The organism is Rhizobacter sp. P2_H2, assembly GCF_056403375.1.
On sequence record NZ_JBFUFP010000390.1, the window covers coordinates 1 to 4,703 of the forward strand.

Consider the following 4,703-nt stretch of genomic DNA (forward strand, 5'->3'; position numbering starts at 1 on the left):
GCACCGCACGGGCGGCTGGCGTGAATCGGTACATCACGGAATGCTCCTGAACAGGACCGGGCGCACGACGCCGCGGTCGATCACACAGGCCGTCGGTGCGCCACGCGCACCGCGGGCAAGGCGGTGGGTTCAGGTGAGGGAGGGAGGCCCGTGCTTGAGCCGGGCGATCCAGTCGGCCTCGGCATCGGGGATCGGCGCGCCGGCGCGAACCGGCGGCGCAGGCGACTCGGCCGCAGCGAGCGCGGCGATGACCGGGCCGGGCTTCGGCGCCGCCAGCGCCAGCACTGCCGACAGCGCGCAATGCTCGCTGCCATGCGCCCCGGCGTGGTCGGCGGGCGCCTGCTTCGGCTCGCCGCTGTCGTCGAGCGCGACGGTGGCGACACCGTAGACCGTGCAGACCTCGACCAGCGTCTTGCCCTGCATCTGCGCCGACGCGCTCGCCAGCATCGGCACCGCGGCTTTCAGCAGCAGCGCCAGCGCAAAGGCCCAGACGGCCCATCGCGATGCAGGATGGCGGGAGGTCATGGTCCGATTGTGCCGCAGCCGTCCGGACGGCCTCTGCACATTTCCTGCACACCGCGTGAGCAAACGCAAACGCTCGCCAGCGCCGTCGATAATGGGCCATGGCCATCCAGACCGACGATTTCGGCAGCCTGCCACCGCGCGTGGTGAGCGCTGCGCCCAGCTCGCCCAACGAAGAGGCGATCGAGCGGGCGCTGCGCCCGAAGGGCCTGGCCGAGTACGTGGGCCAGGCCAAGATCCGCGAGCAGCTGGAGATCTTCATCGGCGCGGCCCGCATGCGTGGCGAGGCGATGGACCACGTGCTGCTGTTCGGCCCACCCGGCCTCGGCAAGACCACGCTGAGCCACATCATCGCCAACGAGCTCGGCGTGAACCTGCGCCAGACCTCGGGCCCGGTGCTCGAGAAGCCGAAGGACCTGGCGGCGATCCTGACCAACCTCGAGAAGAACGACGTGCTCTTCATCGACGAGATCCACCGGCTGAGCCCGGTCGTCGAGGAAATCCTGTACCCGGCGCTGGAGGACTACCAGATCGACATCATGATCGGCGAGGGCCCGGCCGCGCGCTCGATCAAGCTCGACCTGCAGCCGTTCACGCTGGTCGGCGCCACCACGCGCGCCGGCATGCTGACCAACCCGCTGCGCGACCGCTTCGGCATCGTCGCGCGGCTGGAGTTCTACAGCGCCGAAGAACTCGCGCGCATCGTGCACCGCTCGGCCGGGCTGCTGAACGTGCCGACCGATGCCGAGGGCGCGTTCGAGATCGCCCGCCGCTCGCGCGGCACGCCGCGCATCTCGAACCGGCTGCTGCGCCGCGTGCGCGACTACGCCGACGTGAAGGGCGACGGCCGCATCTCGAAGGCGCTGGCCGACAAGGCGCTCGCGATGCTCGACGTCGACCCGCAGGGCTTCGACGTGATGGACCGCAAGCTGCTCGAGGCGGTGATCCACCGCTTCGACGGCGGCCCGGTCGGCCTGGACAACGTGGCTGCGGCGATCGGCGAGGAGCGCGAGACCATCGAGGACGTGATCGAGCCGTACCTGATCCAGCAAGGCTACCTGCAGCGCACGCCGCGCGGCCGGGTCGCGACGCTGGCGGCCTTCCGGCACCTCGGCGTGACGCCGACGCGGGCCGCGACCGACCTGTTCGACAACTGACGCCATCTGCCGACGCACGTCGGCAGATCACCTACACGCCCACCCGTCGTCACCCTCCACGCGGCACGGCGCCCGGCCGTCTGCAGCCGCCCCGCCCTCCGGTCGACAATCAGACGGCGGAGGAAGCACTCGATGAAGTTCGTGGTGGTCGAGGATGACGAAGCGCAACGGCGGCAACTGGTGTCGCTGCTGATGGCGCTGCCCGGCGCGATGGTGGTCGGGCAGGCGAGCGCACAAGCGCCTGTGATGGCGCTGCTGCGCCAGCTCGATCCGGACGTGGTGCTGCTGAGCCTGGACCTCACCGATGGCCAGGGGTTGAGCCTGCTGGAGCGGATCCACCGCGAGCGGCTTGGCTGCCATGTCTACCTGATTGGCGAATTGCGTGGCGAACTGCACGAAGAACTGCGCGGCAACCTTCCCGGCGCCGCCGGCATCTTCGACCGGCACGACCTCGACCACGGCCTGCTGCCCCGCCTGCAAAGCGAGATGTGGCGGCATTCCGAGCCGCTGCGGCTGTCAGCCCTGAGCGATCAGATCAGGTCCTCGACCACCAACCAGTGGTAGCGCTCGGCGAGCCGGGCATCGAAGCGCTTGACGACCTCGGCGACGCGCTCGGCGTGCGGCGTGTCGGGCGCGTACACCAGCAGCCAGCCGCAGCCTTCGCCGGCGAGCTGCTGGTAGCGTCGCATCAGCGTCACCTCGTAGCCGAAACCGGCCAGCTGGCTCGCGTGGCCGAGCATGTGCCGCATCTGCGCGCCTTCTTCCTCGGCGGTGATGAACATCACGTCATCGTCGTCGAAGCCCGCATCGACCAGGGCCCGCATCGCCTGCCGCGCGAGCTCGTCGCTCGGCAGCGCGACGACCACGTGGCCGACCGGTTTGAATGCGCCCAGCGAGTGGGGCCGGGCACCCTTGGTCATCCGCTTGACTGACATCGCATCACCCTCCAGACGGGTCCCGATGAAGGACCTGCAGGAAGTCTAGACCTCGCTCGCCGGGCGTCAATGCGAAGTCGCCTGGGGGCCCGCGAATGGGGGCCGCACCGCCTGCACGAGAGCGCCGGGCGTGTAGCCGAAGTGGCGGCTGAACCAGCGCGTCAGGTGCGCTTGGTCGGCGAAGCCGCAGGCCTGCGCCGCCTGCGCGATCGATGCGCCGTCGAGCAGCAGCCGGCGCGCGCGGGCCAGGCGGGCGGCGCGCAGGTAGTCGCCGGGGCTCAGTCCCAGCCAGCGCGTTGCGACGCGGTGGAAATGTTCGCGGCTGAGCGCGCAGTCGCGTGCGAGCTCGTCGATCGCGAGCGTGGTCTCGCCGGTGGCGGCCGCCGCGGCACGCTGCAGCGCGGCCAGCACCTGGCGCGCCGCACGGCCCGAGGGATCCGGATCGCCCGGCAGCAGCGACTGGTCATCGGCCAGCGCCGCCGCTGCGCGGTTCAGCCAGGCCGATGCGGCGGCGCTGTCGCGGTCGCTGTGGTTGTCGCACAAGCCCTGCGCTTCGGCGGCCAGCGCAGGCATCGGCGCACGCGCACTGCCCCGCGGCATCGCCACCCCCCGCGCCGCCAGCCACGGCACAGGGGCATAGACCATCACGACGCGCGTGTCGCCGCCCTCGCCCGCATCGAGCCCGCAGGTGTGCACGGCGCCCGGTGCGATCGCCAGCAGGTCGCCCGCCGACGCGGTGTGCCGGCGCCCGCCCAGGCTGAAGCGGCAGCGGCCGGCCAGCACCGCGCCGATCGACCATTCGTCATGCCAGTGCGGCGCCCATTCCTGCCCCGGCCGGTGGTGCATCACCTGCTCGAGCGCCAGCCGGCCATCGACATGCCAGCGCCGCACGCTCGAATGCCGCGTCAGGCCGGTCTCAGGCATCGCGCGCCCCGACGACCGTCAGGCCGCACCAGCCGGCGCTCGCCTCGCCGGGCTGCAGGTCGCCAAGCAGCGACAGCTCCTCGCGCGGGTGCGCGAACACACGCAGCGACGCACTGGCCGCATGCCATCCGCTCGTGGTCGGCTGCGCGATGTCGGCGCGCAGCAGGCGCAGCTCGGGCGGGCGGGCTGGTTCGCGCAGGTCGGGCAAGCCAGCCACGCCGAGCGTCGGCATCGCGAGGAAGCCGAGCGGCCGGCCCGCCGCGCCGGTCAGGCATGCCTCGGCCTCGATCAGGCGGCGGTCCTTCACCGCCAGGCTCGCGCCCAGCCGCGTGCCGGCGCGCAGCGGCGCGGCGGCCGGGTGATCGAGCGGCAGGCTGCGCGTGAGCCAGGTGCTGCCCATCTTCTTCGGCCAGCCTTGCAGCAGGCCGCGCAGCATCGAGACATCCTGGTCGACCCAGATCGCCGGGCAGATGCCGCAGCGGCTGCCGTCGGCGCGCTCGATCTCCAGCACGACGATGGTCTCGCGGTACTGCGCCTGCACCGGGTCGAGCAGCTCGCTGCCGTCGGTGGTGGCCTGCCAGTCGGCGAAGTGCACGCAGCCCTGGCCTGTCATGCGACCGATCGTGCGGCCGATCGAAGGCGGCACCAGGTCGGCACCGCGCGCGGCATCGAAGCCGAACGCGATGTTCAGCAGCCAGCCGGCGTAATGCCAGGGCGGCGCGGTGACCAGCGCGCTGCGGCCGGAGACGGTGTAGGGCGGCGTGAAACCGGGGCTGGCGAACATGGCGGCATTCTGCGTTCAGGGCCGGCCATGGTGCCGGTGCGGGTACCGGGCGTCTTGAACGCCAGTGATCAGGCCGGCGGCAGCGAAGCGTCTGCGGCACCGAGCGGCCGCTGCATCAGCAGCGTGTCCAGCCAACGACCGAACTTGAAGCCGACCGAGACCAGCGTGCCGGCATGCTGGAAGCCCATCCGGCGGTGCAGCGCGATCGAGCCGGCGTTGCCGCTGTCGCCGATCACCGCCAGCATCTGCCGCCACGGCCCGGCCTCGCAGCGCCGGATCAGCAGGTCGAGCAGCGCGCTGCCGATGCCTTGGCCGGCGCGGTCGTGCGCGACGTAGACCGAGTTCTCCACCGTGTGGCGGTAGGCCGGCCGCGGCCGGTAG

Annotated in this window: 7 protein-coding genes; 2 read left to right on the forward strand and 5 right to left on the reverse strand. The window is 71.8% G+C overall.

Annotated features, from left to right (window positions below; genetic code table 11):
• Window positions 1-129 precede the first annotated feature (129 nt).
• Window positions 130-525: a DUF2946 family protein gene (locus AC1D15_RS18700; protein WP_477827163.1), complete on the reverse strand. Its 396-nt coding sequence runs from the start codon at window positions 523-525 to the stop codon at window positions 130-132.
• Between the two features lie 98 nt (window positions 526-623).
• On the opposite strand from AC1D15_RS18700, the gene ruvB reads away from it, so the two are divergent.
• Both ruvB and AC1D15_RS18710 read left to right on the forward strand, forming a co-directional pair.
• Window positions 624-1,679, forward strand: coding sequence for a Holliday junction branch migration DNA helicase RuvB (gene ruvB / locus AC1D15_RS18705; RefSeq protein ID WP_047510246.1), 1,056 nt, complete (start codon window positions 624-626; stop codon window positions 1,677-1,679).
• Window positions 1,680-1,811: 132 nt separating this feature from the next.
• On the forward strand, window positions 1,812-2,243 hold the full coding sequence (locus tag AC1D15_RS18710; protein ID WP_477827164.1) for a response regulator: 432 nt from the start codon (window positions 1,812-1,814) through the stop codon (window positions 2,241-2,243).
• On the opposite strand, the gene AC1D15_RS18715 is transcribed toward AC1D15_RS18710, so the two are convergent.
• The 4 genes from AC1D15_RS18715 to AC1D15_RS18730 all read right to left on the reverse strand — a co-directional run.
• Complete coding sequence (locus AC1D15_RS18715; protein ID WP_465110772.1) at window positions 2,210-2,614, reverse strand: hypothetical protein; 405 nt, start codon at window positions 2,612-2,614, stop codon at window positions 2,210-2,212. The genes AC1D15_RS18710 and AC1D15_RS18715 overlap by 34 nt on opposite strands.
• Window positions 2,615-2,680: 66 nt before the next feature.
• Window positions 2,681-3,538 (reverse strand): helix-turn-helix transcriptional regulator, encoded by an 858-nt coding sequence (locus AC1D15_RS18720; protein ID WP_477827165.1) that lies wholly within the window; start codon window positions 3,536-3,538, stop codon window positions 2,681-2,683.
• Complete coding sequence (locus tag AC1D15_RS18725) at window positions 3,531-4,322, reverse strand: acetoacetate decarboxylase family protein (protein ID WP_477827166.1); 792 nt, start codon at window positions 4,320-4,322, stop codon at window positions 3,531-3,533. Before AC1D15_RS18725 ends, AC1D15_RS18720 begins: the two co-directional genes overlap by 8 nt.
• A gap of 68 nt (window positions 4,323-4,390) precedes the next feature.
• Window positions 4,391-4,703, reverse strand: a 313-nt coding sequence (locus AC1D15_RS18730; RefSeq protein ID WP_477827167.1) for a GNAT family N-acetyltransferase, incomplete at its 5' end; no start/stop codon positions are given.

Excerpts from the sequence above, each read along its gene's own strand:
- AC1D15_RS18700 (WP_477827163.1), bottom strand. The coding sequence starts at position 525 with ATGACCTCCCGCCATCCTGCATCGCGATGGGCCGTCTGGGCCTTTGCG.
- ruvB (WP_047510246.1), top strand. The coding sequence starts at position 624 with ATGGCCATCCAGACCGACGATTTCGGCAGCCTGCCACCGCGCGTGGTG.
- AC1D15_RS18710 (WP_477827164.1), top strand. The coding sequence starts at position 1,812 with ATGAAGTTCGTGGTGGTCGAGGATGACGAAGCGCAACGGCGGCAACTG.
- AC1D15_RS18715 (WP_465110772.1), bottom strand. The coding sequence starts at position 2,614 with ATGTCAGTCAAGCGGATGACCAAGGGTGCCCGGCCCCACTCGCTGGGC.
- AC1D15_RS18720 (WP_477827165.1), bottom strand. The coding sequence starts at position 3,538 with ATGCCTGAGACCGGCCTGACGCGGCATTCGAGCGTGCGGCGCTGGCAT.
- AC1D15_RS18725 (WP_477827166.1), bottom strand. The coding sequence starts at position 4,322 with ATGTTCGCCAGCCCCGGTTTCACGCCGCCCTACACCGTCTCCGGCCGC.